Source organism: Clostridium malenominatum, assembly GCF_039521365.1.
Taxonomy (GTDB): Bacteria; Bacillota; Clostridia; order Clostridiales; family Clostridiaceae; genus Clostridium_AW; species Clostridium_AW malenominatum.
Window position 1 is genome coordinate 927947 of record NZ_BAAACF010000001.1, and the last position, 20562, is coordinate 948508.

22 protein-coding genes and 1 pseudogene are annotated in these 20562 nt (G+C 32.1%); 22 read left to right on the forward strand and 1 reads right to left on the reverse strand.

The window, feature by feature from the left end; translation table 11 throughout:
* The first annotated feature begins 75 nt into the window (after positions 1–75).
* The 11 genes and pseudogenes from ABDZ69_RS04635 to ABDZ69_RS04685 form a co-directional block, all read left to right on the forward strand.
* Positions 76–909, forward strand: coding sequence for a response regulator transcription factor (locus tag ABDZ69_RS04635; protein WP_343767123.1), 834 nt, complete (start codon positions 76–78; stop codon positions 907–909).
* 270 nt (positions 910–1179) lie between these two features.
* A complete protein-coding gene (locus ABDZ69_RS04640; RefSeq protein WP_343767124.1) occupies positions 1180–1926 on the forward strand; it encodes a sensor histidine kinase in 747 nt (248 codons plus the stop codon).
* 16 nt (positions 1927–1942) lie between these two features.
* Entirely contained in the window at positions 1943–3376 is a 1434-nt protein-coding gene (locus ABDZ69_RS04645; RefSeq protein ID WP_343767126.1) for an ATP-binding cassette domain-containing protein, read from the forward strand.
* Between the two features lie 124 nt (positions 3377–3500).
* Positions 3501–5018 carry a sugar ABC transporter ATP-binding protein gene (locus tag ABDZ69_RS04650; protein ID WP_343767127.1) on the forward strand — a complete coding sequence of 506 codons (1518 nt, stop codon included), beginning with the start codon at positions 3501–3503 and terminating at the stop codon, positions 5016–5018.
* Positions 5019–5045: 27 nt separating this feature from the next.
* A complete protein-coding gene (locus ABDZ69_RS04655) occupies positions 5046–6053 on the forward strand; it encodes an ABC transporter permease (protein ID WP_343767130.1) in 1008 nt (335 codons plus the stop codon).
* Positions 6054–6118: 65 nt separating this feature from the next.
* Positions 6119–7045: a substrate-binding domain-containing protein gene (locus ABDZ69_RS04660; protein ID WP_343767133.1), complete on the forward strand. Its 927-nt coding sequence runs from the start codon at positions 6119–6121 to the stop codon at positions 7043–7045.
* Between the two features lie 79 nt (positions 7046–7124).
* Complete coding sequence (locus ABDZ69_RS04665) at positions 7125–7781, forward strand: D-sedoheptulose-7-phosphate isomerase (protein ID WP_343767135.1); 657 nt, start codon at positions 7125–7127, stop codon at positions 7779–7781.
* Positions 7778–8728, forward strand: coding sequence for an ROK family protein (locus tag ABDZ69_RS04670; RefSeq protein WP_343767138.1), 951 nt, complete (start codon positions 7778–7780; stop codon positions 8726–8728). The genes ABDZ69_RS04665 and ABDZ69_RS04670 overlap by 4 nt, the downstream gene beginning before the upstream one ends.
* Before the next feature lie 29 nt (positions 8729–8757).
* Positions 8758–9627, forward strand: a complete 870-nt coding sequence (locus tag ABDZ69_RS04675; protein WP_343767140.1) for an ROK family protein — start codon at positions 8758–8760, stop codon at positions 9625–9627.
* Between the two features lie 52 nt (positions 9628–9679).
* Positions 9680–10204, forward strand: coding sequence for a hypothetical protein (locus ABDZ69_RS04680; protein WP_343767143.1), 525 nt, complete (start codon positions 9680–9682; stop codon positions 10202–10204).
* 25 nt (positions 10205–10229) lie between these two features.
* Positions 10230–10412 (forward strand): annotated as a pseudogene (locus ABDZ69_RS04685) (diguanylate cyclase); the annotation flags it as partial.
* Positions 10413–10523: 111 nt separating this feature from the next.
* Here the strand turns inward: ABDZ69_RS04685 and ABDZ69_RS04690 are convergent.
* Complete coding sequence (locus ABDZ69_RS04690) at positions 10524–11492, reverse strand: choloylglycine hydrolase family protein (RefSeq protein ID WP_343767146.1); 969 nt, start codon at positions 11490–11492, stop codon at positions 10524–10526.
* Positions 11493–11772: 280 nt separating this feature from the next.
* On the opposite strand from ABDZ69_RS04690, the gene ABDZ69_RS04695 reads away from it, so the two are divergent.
* The 11 genes from ABDZ69_RS04695 (at position 11773) to ABDZ69_RS04745 (ending at position 20531) form a co-directional block, all read left to right on the forward strand.
* Positions 11773–12504: a hypothetical protein gene (locus tag ABDZ69_RS04695; protein WP_343767148.1), complete on the forward strand. Its 732-nt coding sequence runs from the start codon at positions 11773–11775 to the stop codon at positions 12502–12504.
* 93 nt (positions 12505–12597) lie between these two features.
* On the forward strand, positions 12598–13242 hold the full coding sequence (locus ABDZ69_RS04700) for a hypothetical protein (protein ID WP_343767151.1): 645 nt from the start codon (positions 12598–12600) through the stop codon (positions 13240–13242).
* An 18-nt stretch (positions 13243–13260) separates the two neighbouring features.
* The gene (locus tag ABDZ69_RS04705) at positions 13261–13638 is read left to right on the forward strand and encodes a GntR family transcriptional regulator (protein WP_343767153.1); all 378 of its coding nucleotides are present in this window, start codon (positions 13261–13263) and stop codon (positions 13636–13638) included.
* On the forward strand, positions 13628–14248 hold the full coding sequence (locus tag ABDZ69_RS04710; protein WP_343767156.1) for a hypothetical protein: 621 nt from the start codon (positions 13628–13630) through the stop codon (positions 14246–14248). Before ABDZ69_RS04705 ends, ABDZ69_RS04710 begins: the two co-directional genes overlap by 11 nt.
* A 16-nt stretch (positions 14249–14264) precedes the next feature.
* Positions 14265–15173, forward strand: coding sequence for an ABC transporter ATP-binding protein (locus ABDZ69_RS04715; RefSeq protein WP_343767159.1), 909 nt, complete (start codon positions 14265–14267; stop codon positions 15171–15173).
* Positions 15145–15825, forward strand: a complete 681-nt coding sequence (locus ABDZ69_RS04720) for a hypothetical protein (RefSeq protein WP_343767162.1) — start codon at positions 15145–15147, stop codon at positions 15823–15825. The genes ABDZ69_RS04715 and ABDZ69_RS04720 overlap by 29 nt, the downstream gene beginning before the upstream one ends.
* A 289-nt stretch (positions 15826–16114) precedes the next feature.
* Entirely contained in the window at positions 16115–16699 is a 585-nt protein-coding gene (locus tag ABDZ69_RS04725; protein WP_343767165.1) for a DUF5698 domain-containing protein, read from the forward strand.
* Positions 16700–16828: 129 nt separating this feature from the next.
* Complete coding sequence (locus ABDZ69_RS04730) at positions 16829–17797, forward strand: Rieske 2Fe-2S domain-containing protein (RefSeq protein WP_343767168.1); 969 nt, start codon at positions 16829–16831, stop codon at positions 17795–17797.
* 141 nt (positions 17798–17938) lie between these two features.
* The gene (locus ABDZ69_RS04735) at positions 17939–18610 is read left to right on the forward strand and encodes a PspA/IM30 family protein (RefSeq protein WP_343767170.1); all 672 of its coding nucleotides are present in this window, start codon (positions 17939–17941) and stop codon (positions 18608–18610) included.
* A gap of 89 nt (positions 18611–18699) precedes the next feature.
* Positions 18700–19722 carry a TFIIB-type zinc ribbon-containing protein gene (locus ABDZ69_RS04740; protein WP_343767171.1) on the forward strand — a complete coding sequence of 341 codons (1023 nt, stop codon included), beginning with the start codon at positions 18700–18702 and terminating at the stop codon, positions 19720–19722.
* On the forward strand, positions 19719–20531 hold the full coding sequence (locus tag ABDZ69_RS04745) for a TPM domain-containing protein (RefSeq protein ID WP_343767173.1): 813 nt from the start codon (positions 19719–19721) through the stop codon (positions 20529–20531). Before ABDZ69_RS04740 ends, ABDZ69_RS04745 begins: the two co-directional genes overlap by 4 nt.
* Positions 20532–20562: the final 31 nt, after the last annotated feature.

Genomic DNA, 20562 nt, shown 5'->3' on the forward strand with positions numbered 1-20562 from the left:
GCAGTGGTTGTTTTGTTTTAAAGAAATAATATGGTAAAATTAATTAAAGGTTTAAATAGCTAAGGAGTGGGGCAAATGACTCGTGTAATCATAGCGGACGATGAAGTAAGAATATGCAAACTTATTATGAAACTCGTGGATTGGGACAAGATAGGCATGAATATTGTAGGAACTGCCCATGACGGAGTAGAAACTTTAGAAATTATTGAAAGAGAAAAGCCAGATATTGTAATTACTGATATTAGAATGCCTGGTTATGATGGCTTAGACATGATAGAAAAGGCTAAAATAATAAACAAGGATTTAGAATTTATTATAATAAGCGGATATAGTGACTTTGAATATGCCAAAAAAGCCATTGGATATGGAGTGAAAGATTATCTCTTAAAGCCCATTAATCAGGAAGAATTATTGAATGCACTTTTAAAAGTTAAAGAAGACATTATTAGAAAAAAAGATTATATACATTTAGAAAATGAGTATAAATCTTCTCTTAAAAATCACGGAGATATTATTAGAAAACCATTATTAGATAACCCCATGGCGGCAGGGGAAAATAATTTTGAAAATCATGTAGTGGAAGGTGTAAATTCATCACAAATGAATAGGGCAAAAAAATACGTACAGGATAATTACATGAATAGTATCACTTTAGAAGATGTAGGAGCATATATAGGCTTCAATCCAAGTTATTTTAGCAGTTTGTTTAAAAAGGAAACGGGATTTTCTTTTGTTGAATATCTTTCTAAGATAAGAGTGGAGAAGGCAAAGGAGCTTTTAAAAGAATCGGATTTAAGAGTTCAAGATATTTGCGTTATGGTGGGCTACAGTGATGTTAAGTATTTTTCTAAATTGTTTATTAAATATACAGGGCTTAAACCTAAAGAATATAGAAAAATATTTATATAGGAGATTATCATGAAGGATAGAAAAGTTGTTTATTTATTTCATAGGATTTTAATTATTTTTATAATGATGGTAATGATGTGTTTCATTACTTTCTTTTATATAATTTTTAGCCCCTTAAGAAGAAGTTCTTATATTTTTCTTTTTTTATATGCCAATTTTATTATGGGGGTTTTGTATCTTTTTTATAAGTGGGTATACAAGCCTAATAAAGAAATCAATAAGGTACTAAACCTTTTCCACCAGGGATATATTTTTAAAGGAGTTTTTCAAATGAGGGTGTTTTTTAATAAAGAAACCCACCTGGCTTTTGAAAAATTTAAGGAAATTATTGATACCAAGGAGCTAATTGAAGGATCTAAAAAACATGCTGAATATTTAGCTTTACAAAATCAAATTAACCCACATTTTCTATATAATACCTTAGAAGGAATACGGAGTGAAGCTTTAATTGAAGGAATAGATAGCATTGCCAATATGACAGAGGCCCTAGCAACCTTTTTTAGGTACACCATATCTAATGTGGATAAGCTTGTAAATTTAGAGGCGGAGATAAACAACGTTAAAAACTACTATAAAATACAGCAATTTAGATTTGGGGATAAATTAGAGCTTAATATGGAGTTTGAAGTTAAAGATTATGAGGAAATTTTGCAATGGAAAATACCTAAATTAACCTTACAGCCTATTTTTGAAAATGCTATTTTTCATGGGGTAGAAAGAAAGATAGGTAAGGGTATTTTAACCTTGAAGGTTTCTGCAACTAGTCAAAGGTTGATTGTTATAATATCTGATAATGGCGTGGGTATGGAAGAGGAAAGAGTTAAAAAGCTTAATCAAAAGCTTAGGGGAGCTACCCTTGAATATATGAAAGAGGACGGGGGAGAAAAAGGCATAGCTCTACTTAATGTTAATAATCGAATTAAACTTATTTTTGGAGATGAATATGGTATTTATATCTATAGCAAAATAGGAGCGGGGACCGATGTGGAAATAACCCTTCCCTTCATTAAAGATTAAACGAGAGGACAAAGCTATGAGAGAAGAAGTGTTAAGAATTCAAAATGTTATAAGGGAAATAGAAGGTATTATCTATCTTGATAATATAAACTTTAATATATTTAAGGGTGAAATCATGGGATTAATTCCACTGAATAATCATGGCAAAAGTGAGTTGATAGAATTAATATGCCAAAACATATCCATAGATTTTGGCAGAATATATTTTGATGAGAAATTAGTAAATAATTATGAACACAGTAACATGACTAACAATAAAGTTTATTTAATTGATAAAGAAAGACGGCTCATAGAAGACCTTAAAGTTATCGACAATATCCATGTGCTAAATCATAAATTTGATAACTATATTATAAGAGAGAAAGAATTAAAGGGTAAAACCCAGAAGCTGATAAAAGAGCTTAATATTAATATGGAAATCAACCAATTTGTATCAAAATTATCTCCCTTTGAAAAAATCCTAGTTGAAATGATTAAGGCAGTGACTAATGGGGCACAGTTAATTATTTTAAATGAATTATCAAATTTTTTAAGTATGGAGGAACTAAAGAGCTTTCAAAAATTAATTAAATATTATACACAGAAAGGGATATCGTTTTTGTATATGGTAAATCATCATGAGGAGGCCTTTGAGATATGCCATAGGGTAGCTCTTTTTGAAAATGGTAGAGTAATAAAAGTCATTGAAAAAAAAGATTTTTGTGATGAAATACTAAAACCCTATATTATATCCTTTGATAACAGTGTTGGATTAAAAGAAGTTAATGAGAATACAGGAAACTTTGAGTTTAGAAATTTTATTACAACGAATCTTAAAGATATTAGTTTTGACCTTAGGAGTGGGGAATGCATTACTATTCTGGATGTGAACAACAAAGGGATTCAGGATATTGCTGAAATTCTTAGTGGGAAGATTCAACCCATAGAAGGAAATATTATTTTGGATCATAAAAGGATTAATATGATAAATACTCATAGCTTATTATCAAATAAAATTATCTTTATGCCAGAAGATGCTGTTGATAAGATGCTGTTTTATGACATGTCCTATCTAGAAAATTTAACTTTTCTTATGGATTATAAGTTAAATAGGAGTTTAATTAAAAAGCAGGTATTAAAAAATATAAAGGAAGAATATAGATACATAGTAGGGGAAGACATAGAAGTAAAAGAGCTTAGAGGCTTAGACAAAAAGGCTTTATACAATCTAGTCTATTTTCGTGTTCAATTATTTAATCCGAAAGTTGTTTTTATTATGCAGCCTTTTTCAAATGCAGATATGTATTTAAGGGGTAGAATTATTGAACTTATTAATACTTTGAAGAAAAAGGGTATAGCCATTGTTATTCTTGCAGTAAGTATATCGGATACACTAATGGTTTCTGATAGGCTATTAATCATGGAAGAGGGTAGAATTGTAAAAAATTACAAAGAAACATCTAACAAATGACCTACTTAATCAAAAGATTGCCCCACTTATTATTATTTAAATTATGGTATTATAGATGTAAAGGACTACAGTAAAGAAAAACTTCAGCTCTGTAGCCTAATTATTGAGTGTTAGGGGGCTATATATGGATACTTATATTGCTGAACTAGAAAACGTTTTCAAAAGTTTCCCTGGAGTAAAAGCTCTTGATAATGTTTCTTTTAAATTAAAAGCAGGAGAAGTTCTTGCGCTCCTTGGAGAAAATGGTGCAGGGAAGTCAACTTTAATGAAAATTTTATCTGGCGTATATACGAAAGATGCCGGCACAATAAAAATATTTGGTGAAACCATTAATGACATGAGCCCACTTAAAGCTCAGGAAGTTGGAATAGCAATTATTCATCAAGAATTAAATATGTGCGACCATCTTACCGTTGCACAAAACATTTTTTTAGGACGGGAAATTACTAAAAATGGTGTGTTATCCGATAAGGAAATGAATCAAAAGACCAGAGAAATCTTAAGTAAATTAAATATTGATATTCATCCAGATGATATAGTAGGAAGTTTATCTGTATCAAAACAACAAATGGTGGAAATTGCAAAGGCTTTGTCTACCAATGCAAAAATACTTATAATGGATGAACCTACCTCCGCTTTAACCTCTAAGGAAATTGAAGAGTTATTCACCATTATTAAAAAATTAAAAAGCGAAGGCTGCGGAATAGTATATATATCCCACAGACTAGAAGAACTTGAGCATATTGTGGACAGGGTCATGATTTTGCGTGATGGACAGTATATCACCACCATGAATTATCAGGATACAGACCTTAAGGAAATTATTTCTCACATGGTGGGGCGTGAAATCACTGAAAAATTCCCCCGTATAGAGAAAGCTATAGGGAAAAAAGTACTGGAAGTGAAAAACTTAAATGCAGGAAATCACGTGCGTGATGTTAGCTTTTCCCTTTATGAAGGAGAAATAGTAGGCATAGCTGGACTAATGGGAGCAGGAAGAACAGAAACCACTAGAGTATTATTTGGTGCAGACCCTAAGGAATCAGGACAAATTTTCGTTGATGGGGTAGAAGTGAAAATAAATAAACCATTGGATTCTATTAAAGCAGGAATAGTACTTGTACCTGAAGATAGAAAGAAAGATGGACTTTGCACAAAGTTGAGTATAAGAGATAATATTTCACTGCCCAATTTAAATTTTATTTCATCTAAATTAGGAGTTATAAATAGAAAAAAAGAAAAGGATATGAGCAAAACCGCTGTAGAAAACTTAAGAATTAAATTGGCCAGTATAGAAAGCAATGCAGAAAGCCTTTCAGGCGGAAATCAACAAAAGATTGTAGTTGGAAAATGGCTTGCAAGAAACTCTCGAGTGGTCATATTTGATGAGCCTACTAGAGGCATTGATGTGGCTGCTAAAGTTGAAATCTATAATCTCATGAATGAGCTAAAGGCACAAGGAATTGGCGTGTTATTTGTTTCTTCTGAAATGCCAGAGATACTTGGGATTAGCGATAGAATACTAGTTATGGCAGACGGAAAGATTACTAAAGAACTAGATATTAAAGAGGCTACCCAAGATATCATATTAGAACATGCCACTAAATTCGATAAAAAAATTGAAACGAAAAAAGAAGCTTAAACAAAGAGAGTTGGAGGAGATTGATATATGGAAAATGAAAAAATATCAAAAAAATTCATGAAGCTATTTTCTCAAAGGGGAATGGGACAAGTAATTACAGTATCCATTGGGCTTGTTGTTTTAATAATAGTATTTGGAATATTAAATCCTAACTTTTTTTCAAACAGAAATATTTCCAATTTACTTAGACAGATTGCCCCAACTATATTAACTGGTGTAGGACAATCCTATGTGCTGATTACAGGAAATATAGACTTATCCATAGGTTCCGTAGTAGGAATGAGCTGTATGGTTTCAGCAACACTTATGACAAAGGGTATGAACCCATGGCTGGCAGTGGCTGTTTCTTACTTATCTGCCATCCTTATAGGATATTTAAATGGACAGTTAATATCTAAGGCTAAACTTCCAGCTTTCATAGCTACCTTAGGTACAATGACCATAGCTAGAGGTATTGCACAGATTGTAAATAATAACTATAATACAGACTCCATAGGAGCTAAAGCAGAAGGATTTAGGGACTTTTTCTACTATGGAAAAACTTTTGGCCTATATAACACCATATGGATTGCTTTGGTAATTTGGTTGATATTTAATTTTATACTTAGCAAAACTAGAACTGGAAGACATATTTATGCAGTGGGCAGTAATATCCATGCGGCAAATCTTTCAGGAGTGAATATTTCAAGTACCATAACAAAAACTTATTTAGTAAGCTCCATATGTGCAGCCACAGTGGGACTTATAATAACTGCCACCAGTGGAATGGGTACTATGGACGCTGGAAACTCTTACGAACTTTATGCAGTGGCAGCTTCCGTTATAGGGGGGGTAAGTACCCTTGGAGGACAAGGGATACTACTGGGAACAATTGTAGGTGCGTCAATTTGGGGAGTGCTTCAAAATGGTCTACAATTTGCTGGAGCACCCGTTGCTATCAGAAATATAGTTATAGGAATTATTGTTATCATATCCGTTCTTTTAGATATTGTGGTAAGGGCAAATAAAAATAGAGCCAAAACTAAGACAAAATAGGGATGGTAATTTTGTATTTAAAGCAATTGCTTTAAAATAAAATAAAAAATGAGGGGGAATATTTTATGAAGAAAAAACTTATTGTTTCACTATTAAGCCTATCACTAATTTTTACAGCGGTGGGATGTGCATCAAAGCCAAAGAGTGATGCGGTAGATGGAAAAAAAGCCAACCATAAAGTTTTCTTAATTACCATGGACCAAATGGACCAACACTGGGTTACTGTAGACCAGGGAGCTAAAAAGGCAGCAGGTGAATTAGGTAATGTAGACTACAAATGGCTAGCACCAGATGTAAAAGATGATGCTAAACAAATTGAAAGTATTAACAATGCCATTGCAGGTGGAGCAAATGCAATACTTCTTGCAGCTAATGGTCCCAATGCTGTAACAGCATCTCTTAAAGAAGCGGAAAAAGCAGGAATTAAAATTGTTTATGTAGACTCACCAGCAGATTTCCCAGCAGTACAAACTCTAGCTACAGATAATGAAGCAGCAGGTAAAACTGCAGGAGAAGAAATGCTTAAGGCTTTAAAAGAAAAGAATATAACTTCTGGTAAAATTGGTATAGTAAGCGTAAATGCATCCACAGATTCAACAGTAAAAAGAGAAAAAGGATTTAGAGCTGCCTTTGCAGGAACACAATTTACAATTCTTGAAACTCAATATGGAGAAGGAGATGCAGCAAAATCTAAGGATATAGCAGCAAACTACATTACTGAAGGTGTTGTGGGAATCTTTGGAGGAAACGAAGGTTCTACAGTGGGAACAGGAAACGCTATAAAAGAAGCAGGTGGAAAAGTTATTGGCGTTGGATTTGATAAATCTGATACCATCATGCAATTAATCAAAGAAGGACACTTACTTGCAACTATGGCACAAAACCCAGATGTTATGGGATATGAAGGAATGAAGACAGCAGTTAATGCCTTAGAAGGAAAAGCTATAGACAAAACTAATGTAGATACAGGAGTTTCTGTTCTTAAGAAGTAATAATTATTAAAGAGCATTAAAGAGGTTACCTAGGTAGCCTCTTTACTATATAAATTAAGCTTTAGGAAGGTGAGGGAATTTGAAGAAAAATACGGAAGCAATAATTAAAGAATTTAAAGAAAATTACCCTAATATGGATTATCTAGAAAAAGAGCTTAAAAGACTTATAGAAGAAGTGGTAAAGAGAGCAAAGACAGGGGGTAAAATATTAGTTTGCGGCAACGGAGGAAGTGCCTCAGATAGTGAACACATTGTGGGAGAACTTTTAAAGGAATTTTATATTAAAAGACCTGTAGAAGAGGAATTTAAAGAAAAACTTAAGGGTATTTTTAAAGAAGAAGAACTTAGTCACGTTGCAAAAAGTCTTCAAGGGGGTATTCCTGCCATATCCTTAGTTTCTCAGTCAGGGTTTTTAACTGCTTACGGAAATGACGCTAGCTTTGATATGGCTTATGCTCAACAAGTATATGTCTATGGGGAGGAACAAGATGTATTTATTGGACTATCTACTTCGGGAAATTCACAAAATGTTTATTATGCCGCTAAGATAGCCAGGGCAAAGGGACTTTTTGTAATAGGCTTTACTGGTGAGACAGGGGGCAAACTTAAAGAGGTAAGCGATGTTTTGTTAAATGTGCCAGCAAAAGAAACCTTTAAAGTGCAGGAGTATCATCTACCTTTGTACCACCTTATATGTAGAGCGGTGGAATATGAAATTTTTGGTGAAGAGCTATGATGGTATTAGGTTTTGATATTGGCGGAACTAAGTGTGCAGTAATTTTGGCAGAGGAGAAAGATGGTGATATTTTCTTCTTACATAGAGTTGAAATAAAAACTGTTGGAACATGGAAAACAGTTCTAGATAAACTAATTAAAGAGGGAAAAAAGATGCTAGAACTTTTTAGTGTGGAGGATAAAAACTATAAGATTGGCATTTCCTGTGGAGGGCCTTTAGATGGTAAGAAAGGAATTATTAAGTCTCCTCCTAATCTTCCAGGATGGGATGAGGTGCCCATTGTAGATTATATTTATAAAGCTTTAGGGGTAAAACCAAAGCTTCAAAATGATGCAGATGCCTGTGCTCTAGCAGAATGGAAATATGGAGCGGGTAAAGGCTATGAAAATATTATTTTCTTAACCTTTGGAACGGGACTAGGAGCTGGACTTATATTAAATGGACAACTATATACGGGGGCTAGTAATATGGCTGGAGAAGTAGGTCATATAAGGCTAGAAGAAGAAGGACCCATGGGATACGGAAAACATGGAAGCTTTGAAGGATTTTGTAGTGGAGGCGGTATTGCTCAAATCGCCAAAGATAAGGCCTATGCTCTTAAAGAACAAGGAATTAAGGCATCTTTTGTTAAAAGAAGCATTGATGAGGTTGCTACAAGGGATGTGGTGGAAGCTGCTAAAGAAGGTCATGAAGATGCTTTAGAGGTTTTAAAAATCTCTGGAAAATACTTTGGCAAAGGCTTATCCATATTAATTGATATTTTAAATCCTGAATTGATAATAGCAGGTAGTGTATATGCTAGGGCAGGAAAGTTTTTAAATGATGAAATGTATAAGGAAATTGAAAAGGAAGCCTTAGAATATTCTAGAAAAGCAGTTCAAATAGTTCCAGCAAAGCTTGGGGAACAAATAGGAGATTATGCAGCAGTAGTCACTGCATTGGTGTAAACATAGAGTAATTTATTGGAGGTGTTATCATGATAGGTGCTATTGAAGCTGGAGGCACAAAATTTGTTTGTGCCGTTAGCGATGAAAACTTTAATATAGTGGAAAGGGTTTCCTTTAAAACCACTCATCCAGAGGAAACTATGAAAAATGTCTTTAGTTTTTTTGATTCATATAAAGAGTTAAAAGCTATAGGAATAGGATCTTTTGGCCCTATTGATATTAATAAAAGCTCAACTAAATACGGTTATATTACCTCCACGCCTAAACCAGGGTGGAGAGATTTTAATTTTCTTGGAGAAATTAAAAAGCATTACAATATCCCTATTGGATGGACAACAGATGTAAATGCAGCTTGCCTTGGAGAATACGAAATGGGAAGTGCCGCAGAAAATAAGAGCTGCATTTACTTAACCATAGGCACTGGAATAGGTGGAGGAGCAATCTTAAATGGTAATTTTGTAGAAGGCTTTGGACACCCTGAAATGGGACATATACTTGTAAAGCCACATCTAAAAGATAATTTCAAAGGTTGGTGTCCATACCATGGTAACTGTCTAGAAGGGTTGGCCGCTGGGCCTTCAGTTGAAAAAAGATATGGTACAAAGGCTCAAAACCTAGAGAACAATCATGAGATTTGGCAAATCCTTGCCTATTACATAGCACAAGCCCTAGTGAACTATAGTCTTATCTTAAGACCAGAAAAAATTATTTTAGGTGGCGGAGTAATGAAAGGACCTGGTATGTTAGAATTAATTAAAGAAGAATTCAACGTACTATTAGCAGATTATATTGAAATACCTCCTGTGGATGAATACATAGTTAAACCTTCATTAGGTGATAATGCTGGTATTATTGGTGGGTTAATTTTAGCAAGGAAGTTAGCATTTGAATCCATATGATGAAAAGGGTAAAATATAGTTAAAATATTACTACAAGGAGTGGAGATGGAATATGAAAAAAACACATAAATATATAATCAGAATACTTCTTGTAATGGGAGTTATTACTTTGTTTTTTTATGGTGCAGGAAATATAGGTGTATCTAAAACAAGAATAGAAAGAGATGCACGTAAATCCCATAGGATTGAAGAAAACTATGAAGTGGCAAAATCTGTATCAGATACCATGGCTGCAATGCTCTTTTATCATAAAGATTTAGATAAATTCACATATTCTTTATACTTAAATCCCAAAGGTCTTTCTTTTGGATATTATTATCGTAGTGGTGGCTCAAGAGGTGAAATTAAAGAAGGAATTTGTGAATTTCGCTATGATGAATATGGCAGAGCATTACTTTCTATGAATAAAGAGAAGGTTCAACGTGTTGAAATAAATAACGGACAAGAAATTAAAAGCATTGATATAGATAGTGAAAAGCCTTTCTCTATTGTGTTACCTGAAAATTGTGGCATAGTGAAAATTTATGATAAAGATAATAATATTGTTCCAATAACAAGTACATTGATAAACGATTAAGTAACTAACTAAAAATTGGAGGAATAATATCAGAGAAACAGATATTATAGGAAGATATGGTGGAGAGGAGTTCATGATTATATTTAGCAATACTACAAAAAGTGTTACACAAACTATAGCTGAACAAATAAGAGTGGCAGTTGAAAACCATTATTTCCAAGGCAATATTAATATAACTATTCTCTTAGTTAACGTCGTAGAAGTATAGAATTGTACATTAGCAAGAGCCTGATAGCTCTTGCTATTATTTTTACGGAATGTATTATTTTGTCCATTTTTCATGTAAAGACAGTATGTCTGTTCAGTGGAAAGTAGTGAGTTAAACAGGGAACACAATGCTTCCAAGAAAGATTGGCTTCCTAGTATGAATATAATCCCAAAGACTTACCTTTATGATTTGATTGTTTTCATAGGTTTTAAAGAAATACTCACATGTATTAGTGTTTATAAAAGCAACATATTTCGTGTAATCATCAGTTCCTCTATCAGTTAATACAATTCCCTTAGGAATAAAAACGCTATTCATAATATGAAAGCATGTCATAAGTGCTTCTGATCTATTTTCAGGAACTGGCACATGTGTTTTTAGAAATGCTGTGCGAACGAAACGCTCTGGAGATGTGAAGCCACCAGGGAGACCTAGGGTTCCTGCACCTTGACCAAAAGGAGTTAATGATACGTTTTCCCAGTAAACTTCATTTTGTTGACTAGTTGATACATTCATATAATTTCTTAGATTGGTCATATGCCAATTAAAATCAGGACTATTGGCCATAACTCCTATAGGATTATCAATTACTTCAAGACCTCGTTTTGTTTGCTCAATAACAACAGATTTCCCACTTCTATCCGTAGCAATCCAATGCAAAGGAGCAGCTGTTTTGGTAACGGGGTCTTCTATACCCATTATGCGAATGTTTTTTAATAAGTCTCTTAAATCATCCACGGAACCACAACGTCCTAAAATATAATGTAGAAAATCTAGAGAGGCAATCTGTTCCTTACCACTTGTCGGTAAATCATAATAAGCATAACCTGCGAAGTACAAGACGGCAGCAGCAAATCCACGTTCATTAACGCCATCAAAAAAACCCAGCATTCCATCGGTTTCTTGACCAATGGAGATAAAGCTATAGTTATCAATATATTTTTTTCTTGTTGCAAGGCTATACCATTCATAATTTTTTGGTATTACATAAACTCCAGGTTCAATGGGATGGGAAAAATCCATGGTTCTTCCAAAGAAGTTTTCCTCTTGCATAGTTTGAAATGTAATAGCAGTACACATACTATAAAGCCTCCAATATTATACATATTATAGTTATAATGTATGTTCTCGCAATAAATAAGGTGAGCTTTTCTTTTTTGTAATTAGCCTACACTATGGAAATCATTCCACCTAACTTTTCAATGGCAAATACTTATAGGAATTATCTCAAGGGCAGGCTCAGGAATGTCTATTATAAAGTCACTTGGTATTAAATTATATTTTCCTCCTTGTAATTTAACTTGGTTAGTGGTATAGTTAGTTATATAAGTAACTAACTAAAAATTGGAGGGAAAGTTATATGTATAAAGAAGTCTGGAAGGAATATAGGAAAGGATTCAAATTTCTGATACCATTTATTTTAGTACTGGTGTTATTTGAAAGTGTAACTGATAACTTTAGTTTTAGCCCAATTAACTTTTTCGGAGGAAGTTTCTCAGCCTTTAAGGATGCAGCGGTAAATAATTTGGGGCAGGTTTCCATTGGTTTATTACTAGGTTCATTATTTTACCCCTTTTTAATGGTGGTTATGAAAGTATTAGTAAATGAAGGAAAGGTAAACTATAGGGAAAGCTTAAAAGAAAGCACAGGCCTTTATTTAAGGTATTTAGCATTGAATATAGTTACTTCAGCTATATTAATAGGCATAATGCTTTTAGGATTTTTGCCTATAGTAATGCCCCTTGCCCTTATTTTATTAACCTTGGTTAATGCGCTTCTAATTCCATGTAGTGCATATTTAATATACTATCATGCAAGTATAAAAGAAGCTTTAAAAAAAGGAATGTTAATAGGTAAAAAATATTTTTCAGAAATATTTTTATTAAGTATTTCAATGATTATTATAGGAACTATTATATTAGGTATAATGTCAGGTATAATGTCATTAGCCAATATTGATATAAAAACTAATCCCGCAGGCAATGTGCTTATAAATCTTATAAATGTAATTATAATGACCTATTTATACATGTATATAGTGGCTATTTGTAAAAGAGAAGAGGAAATACAAGGGAAAATACTAAGCTATTAATTCCTTAAAACTATGGGAGGGATAGCCCTCCCAGTACATATGAAAATTCATAAAAAGAGGTGGGGATTGGTGAGGTTTAAGGCTCTAATAAGTATGGCGCTAGCTGATACTAAAATGATATTAGGAATTCTGTTCATGTTGATTAATATGTTCTTTCTTTCCACAACGTTGACAACTAAAGTAAGATTTGTAGGTCAAGATTCTATTTTTAGTGTTTTTAACTTGATATTTTTCTTTGTTATAACTGCCTATTTCAGCGGATGTTTTATTATAAACTTTCGTTATTACACTCCTTTAGGATTTACAAGAAAGGAATTAATAAACAATCTATATTTAATTTATGGAGTTATAGTTTTAATAATTTCCTTTTTCGCAATTATCCATTTAAACTCTACGGTGGGGAATGGAGAGAAATTTTTGTTTTTTTCAAAAGAGATGGAAAAGGTAGGGGTATTATCGTCACTATTAGTTTTTATAAATTCCTTTATAATGCTATATTTTATATGTTCTTTAACGATTATTTTCCATATACATTCTAATAAGAAAGTTGCCATTTTTATATTGATATTTAACGCAGCTATATATTTTGATAAGACAGGTATAGTAATTAAGATTTTTCAATTCTTAACTAAGAATATACTTATTAACTTACCAATGAATAGCTTTCTATTGCTTGTTATAAATTACTTTTCCTATAAAGTTTCTTTAAATAAAATTACGAAAATTGATATTTTATAAGATAGAGGTGGTAAGTATTTGAGAATTATTTTAGATGACTCAAAGCCTATATATATTCAAATAGCAGAAGCTATAGAGGATGATATTTTAAATGACTTTATTAAAGAGGATGAACAGGTTATGTCTACAAATCAATTTTCTCAAGTTTATGGAATAAATCCTGCTACCTCAAGAAAGGGCATAAGCATTTTAGCGGATGAAGGAGTACTCTATAAAAGAAGGGGAATTGGAATGTTCGTAAAACCTGGGGCTAAGGAATATATTAAAGAAAAGAGAAGGAAAACATATTTTGATGATTATATAATAAGCGCTATAAAGGAAGGGGAAAAAATTGGGGTTTCCACTGATGAAATAGTAAAAATGATACAGGCATGGGGAGGGGAAAATGAAAAATAAATTAGAAATTTTATTGTTTAAAATCAAGGTTGGTAGTAAAGTAAGTTTACCATTAGTGATTTTTGTCATACTCTATCCATTTCTTTTATTTTTAAGAAGTGGTCAGCCACCAGGACAGCAAAGTGTACCAGTAGGAACTATAACTTTATTAATGGCTGTACTATTTTTTCAAAACGTTAAATTTCTAGAAACCTTTTTAAGATTTGGGGGAAGTAGAATTAGATATTTTAAATACAGATTAAGTGAAGCTTTTATAACTTCCTTGGCTTTCATAGTGTTACTTTGGATATATTATTATTTTATTATGAGAGAAGATATAAATTTTAATATTATGATAAAGCTATCTATCTATTATTTTGTTTATATTTTTCTTTGTTTTAGCACGAAGATTTTTGCAGAGATAGTTAATAAAAGTCAGTATTTAGCTATTAGCTATTCAATGATATTCTTTTATGCAATACTTTTCCTAAGATATGGAATTTGGCTCCTTGTAAGTAGTATAGATACTATTATGTTGAATTTTAATCAGGCTATCCTGTGGGAGCTGATAATTATTATTTTCAATATATGGATGAGCTATATTGCACTAAAAACTATTGAAGTACATTAAGTTAGGGGGAATTAAGATGGATTTAGCAGTAAGAATTAGAGATTTAAATAAAAGTTTTGGTAGAAAGAAGATATTGAATAATTTTTCAGTAGATATAGAAGAAAATAAAATATACGGTTTGGTTGGAAAAAATGGAGCTGGTAAAACCACTCTTTTAAAAATAATTAGTTGTTTATACGTAAGAAGCTCTGGAGCAGTAGAAGTTTTTGGTGAAGATCCCTTTGAAAATGAAAATATTTTATCTAAAATGTGTATGGTAAGTGACGGAGACATATTTATGCCCGGAATGAGTAGCTTTGAAATATTTAAAATGGGAAAAATATTTTATCCTAACTGGGATGAGGATTTTAAAGAAGAGCTAGTAGAGGAGTTTGCTTTAGATATCTCAACACAATATTCCTCATTATCCAAAGGGATGAAAAATGTGGTAAATATCATAGTTGGTTTAGCATCAAGAGCTCCTTTAACTATTTTTGATGAACCCTATTCAGGCTTAGATCCTACTAATAGGGATATATTTTATAGGGTGTTACTAACGGATTACGAAGAGAATCCAAGAACTATAATATTTTCTACCCATTATTTAGAGGAGTTTGGAAAGCTCTTTGAAAAGCTAATTATAGTGGATAAGGGGAAACTTTTATTATGTGAAGAAGTGGATGAATTAAAAGAAAGAGCCTTATATTTAACGGGAGTAAAAGGAAGCTCTGATAAAATTATAGAAAGATTTAATGTTTTAAATGTAGAAAGAGTCGGAGGAGTGGAGGTAATATCCATATTTCAAAAGCTAAATAGTAAGGAAAAACAGGAGTTAATAAAAGAGGGCTTTTCCATTGATAATATGCCAATACAAAAATTATTCATTAATTTAACTTCTAGCAAGAGGGTGGAGAGCCATGGACAAGAAAATAAAAACATTATTTAAAACTATATATTTAAATGATAATTTAATAGCATTTTTATTAGTTATTTCACTGATGTCCTTTTTTACAGCTGCATTCTTTCCTTATAGCATGGAAGAAGAAGTTAATAAAAGAGCACTATATTTTGGTATGGCCTTTGCTAGCATATATTTTTGCTATCCTGCCGAAGAAATAAAATTTAAGGAAGCAGGCTATTTTGTAAGATTTGGAGTTAGGAGAAAGGATTATATTATCAATGCTCTTTTAATAGAAAACCTAATAAGTATTACATTTTCAGTCAGCACTTCCATATTCGCTTTCATACTATGTGATTATAGTACCTTTGGTTATATAGGTTTCGAAATAAACAAAAATATGGTTGGATTTATTAAATTAATATTAGTAAATCACATATACTTTAGTTTCGTAATGAGTATTGGGAAGATTGTATTTATTATCATATCTATCATTGTAGATAAGTATATTTCAAAATGGATTAAAGGTTTTTCAGGAACGGCAATTATATATCTTATGGGAAGTTTATTATTTAATATGAAAATTAATGTGGATATAATCCATGTTAGTCAAGTTTATAAAATAATACTAGCTCTAATTCTAGTGGTTGTAACTAATTACTTGAATTATAAGGCTTGGTTAAAAAGGGATGTTAACTGATTATAGAAAAAACAATTTGCAAGTATTTTTTATTTATGATATACTTAATAAGTTAGTCTTAAAATAAATAAAAAATACTTTTCATTTTATCTCTAGAACTTGTAAGAAATTATAAGTTTTCAAATTATCTAATCATGAAAGTAAATTTATTCGATTCTTGAATTTTCAATATAGATTATTAAAACGAACAGAGTTTTTGAAAATACTGATTATTTGCTAACATGCTACTATGTTAGCTTTTTTTATTGAGTAACAAATTAAAAATTAAAAATTAAAAGGAGGTGTCATAATGACACAAAACTTAATATTAACACTTTTGGGATTGTTTTTGGTAACGGCATTTACCAATGTTTTGGCAACGCTAAAGAGCATATTGATGGCAAAGAGAATTATGAATCCAGTATATGTTTTAGTATTTGCAGATTCTATCATTTTTGCAACGGTAGTGGGTAAGGTGACTAGTTCGGAAGGAATTACCTTTGGAATTGCATATGCTTTGGGAAAAACCTTGGGAGTTTACATGGGTAATAAAATCGAAGAACGACTTGCACTGGGTATTTTAGAAGTAGATGTGTTTTTAAATAATAAAGTTAAGATGATGGAAATATCAGAAAAACTTAGAGAAGAAGGTTACACAGTTAATGACTTTTTAGCAGGAGGAATAAATGGGGATAAAAGATACAAAATTGAGATTGTTATAGCGAGAAAAGAGTTTAAAGTACTTCTAGATATTATGGATAAATGTGGTGTAACAGATCCAACTTTAAAGATTAAAAATCTTAACAAAGTAGAAGGTAAAATCACTGCAACAAGAGATATCAGAAAAGGATCAGACTCTCCTGGAGGCTTGATACCAAATGTTAAATATAGCTAAAAATTTATTGTTAAAAAAAGAAAAATGTGATATTATTTATTAATAACTAATATTTGTAGATAAGTATTATTTGCTGATATTCACCTTAGTGGAGGGTGTATTCATATAAATTGAAAGGGGCAAATAAATATGATATTAAATCAATGGTATTCAATTTTACCTTCAAAGTCTATTAAAAAAAATCAAATTGTTGCGGTAAGAAGGTTAAACTTAGATCTTGCATTGTATAGAAGTGAAAATGGGGAGTTGGGCTGTGTTGTAGATCAATGTTCCCATAGAGGCGCTGCTCTTAGCTTGGGAAAGGTAAAGGGTGATTGTATTCAATGTCCATTCCATGCTCTGGAATTTGATAAAAATGGAAAATGCACTTTTATTCCCGCCAATGGCAAATCTTCAACTGCAGATATGACTAGATACAATGTAAAAAAATATTTGGTAAAAGAAGCAAATGGTATTATATATTTATGGTACGGTGATGAAGAAAAAGCCACAGAGTATCTACCGTTTTTCTATGATTATGTGGATAATTCTTATGCATATAGTGAAATTGAGGATCATTGGAATTCACATTACTCTAGATGTATAGAAAATCAGCTAGATGTTGTTCACGTACCTTTTGTTCATTATAATACAATAGGAAGAGGAAATAAAACACTTATAAACGGTCCTAAAGTGGAATATGAAAACAATATATTGAGAACCAGTGCAAACAATGAAGTAGATGAAGGACAAACTCCTAAGTCTCCTGAGGAATGCACCATAAAAAAGACCAACTTAAATTTTATGTTCCCTAATATATGGATGAATTATATTACGGAAAAAATAAAAGTTATTATATACTTTGCACCTGTAGATGATGAGAACACAATATTATACATTAGGTTTTATTGTAAAATTTCCAAGATGAGGTTTATAAATAACATAATTGCATTTTTCGGTAAGTTTGCAAATAAAATAATAGAAAGACAGGATAAAAAGGTAGTTATAACACAAAAACCAAAGGCATCTTCTCTAAAATCAGGTGAAAAGCTATTAGTTGGTGATGGACCAATTATTATGTATAGGAAGATAAGAGAAGAACTGAAAAGTAAAGTATAATAAATATAAATGCCATAGCAGATAGAATTAACATTCTTAAGCTATGGCATTTTTCTATAAAATTTAAGAAAATTAAAGGAATAAAAACTTTGATATAGAAATAAATAATAATGGTATAAATAATATAAAAAGGAGTACATCATGAGTATTTTAATAAGATTTAAAGAGATTATGTTAAGTAACATTAATGCATTATTAGATAAGGCTGAAGACCCAGAGAAAATGATAGACCAATGCTTAAGAAATCTTAATGGTGACCTAGGTAAAGTGAAATCAGAAACTGCTTCTGTTATGGCAGAAGAACAAAGGGCAAAAAGAGCCTTAGATGAATGTACATCAGAAATTGATAAAATGCAAAAATATGCAATAAAAGCATTAGAAGCTAATAACGAAGATGATGCTAGAAAATTCTTAGAGAAAAAGTCTGAATTAGCAAAAAAAGAAACGGAATTAGGAGAAGCATATAATATAGCTTCCGCTAATGCTGCTCAAATGAGACAACTACACGACAAACTTGTTTCTGATATTGGAGAGTTAGAAGGACGTAGAGCCATGCTTAAAGGCAAGATGGCAGTAGCAAAGACTCAAGAAAGAATTAATAAAATTGGTTCATCAATGAACAGTGCTAATAAATCTATATCCGCCTTTGATAGGATGGAGGAAAAAGTAAACAAAGCTTTTGACGAAGCAAATGCAATGGCAGAACTAAATGCAGGTCCTAAAGATGATATAAAAGACTTAACTGCTAAATATGACAATGATATAAACGTAGAGGATGAATTAGCTGCTCTTAAGGCAAAATTAAACAAGTAATTGTGCCTTATGCATAAAAGCTGTAGCCAAAGCTACAGCTTTTATGATAATAAAATATCTTCTTATCAATAATTAGAGGTGAAAAATTTATGGTAATACATTATAAATGTCCTAGCTGCGGTGGTGATATGGCATTTGATAGCGGATCAGGAAAGCTATCTTGCCAAAGTTGCGGAAGAAAAGATAACATAGAAGATTTTTCTGAAGAATTTATTACCACTACTTTTTCAGAAGATGAAGCAAAAGAATACCATTGTAAAAACTGCGGAGCAATAATTATGACAGATGCAGAAACTACAGCAACAACCTGTAGTTTTTGTGGTGCAGGAGTTGTCCTTGGAGATAGATTATCTGGAGCAATGACTCCAGCAAAAATCATTCCCTTTACCATTAGTAAAGAAGAGGCCATGAAAGCATTTACCTCTTGGTGTAAGAAAGGACGTCTCACTCCAAAGGGATTTATGACAGCAGATAGAGTAAAGGGTATAACAGGGATGTACGTTCCATTTTGGTTATACGACTTAAATAGCAGGGCTAAGGTAAGTGCTCACTGTACTAAGGTTTCAAAATACACCAGCGGTGATTATATATATACAGAGACGAAACATTACGAGGTGTATAGAGATATCAACATTGATTATGTAAAGGTACCTGTGGATGCTTCTCAAAAAATGAATGATGAAATCATGGATAAGTTAGAACCTTATAGCGGTTTTAAAGATTTTAAAACACCTTATCTTGCAGGTTATATTGCAGAAAAATACAATTTTAATGATAGAGATTTACTGCCAAGGGCTAAATCTAAAATAGGAAAATATATAGAGTCCTATATAAGCTCTACCATCACTGGATACACTTCAGTTAACTATAATAGTAAGCAAATAGATATCAGTCAAAAGAAAGCTTATTACACTTTGCTTCCTGTGTGGATGGTTTGCTATGATTATAATAAAGCGGAGCATACCTTTGCTATGAATGGACAAACAGGTAAGGTTGTAGGTAAACCACCTCTTTGTTTTAAGAAAGTATCCATGTGGTTTGGAGGAATTGCAGGGGTTACATTTATAATACTAAAAATAACATCATTGATTATGGGAGGTGGCCTTTGGTGAAAAATAAAATATTTATAAAAGCTATACTATTTTTCATTATCTTAATTGTGGTATCTCCTTTCTTCACAAATGTAACAGCAGCTGCTCCAAATGAAAAGCAAAGAATTTACGATTTTGCGGGTCTTTTAAGTGAAGAACAAGTAAAAGACCTTGAAGCCATAGCTAATAAATACTCTTCTAAAAGAAAGACAGATATGGTTATACTAACCTCCAATGATATGAAGGGGAAAGATGTAGTAAAATACATGGAAGACTTTTATGATGAAAAAGCCTTAGGATATGACAAGCCTCATGGTAATACTGCTATATTAACAATTGACATGGAAAATAGGGAAGTTTATTTAGCTGGTTTTTATCTAGGAAAGGAATATTTAGATGACAGCAGGCTTGATCTTATAAGAGATAAAATTACACCTGATTTATCAAAAGGAGATTATTATAACGCATTTAATGATTTTATTAAAACTTCCTATAAGTATATGGGAATAAGGCCAGGAGTTAATCCGGACAATATACTGTTCAATTTATGGTTTCAGATCATTGCGTCCCTTGCAACAGCTGGAATTGTAGTTGGCGTTATGGCTTATAATTCAGGGGGCAGGGTAACTGTTAAAGAAAGTACTTATAGAGATTTTGGTAATTCTAGAATAATTCAAAGAAGAGACGATTATATAAGAACATCAATTACAAAAGTCAGAAAACCACCTAAAAATACTTCTAGTGGAGGTCGTGTAGGAGGAGGCGGTGGTGGCGGAGGTGGAGTTTCATCTGGTGGCCACTCACATAGCGGTAGTAGAGGAAGTTTTTAGATTCTCGTAATAATAGGATGAAGTGAAAGGA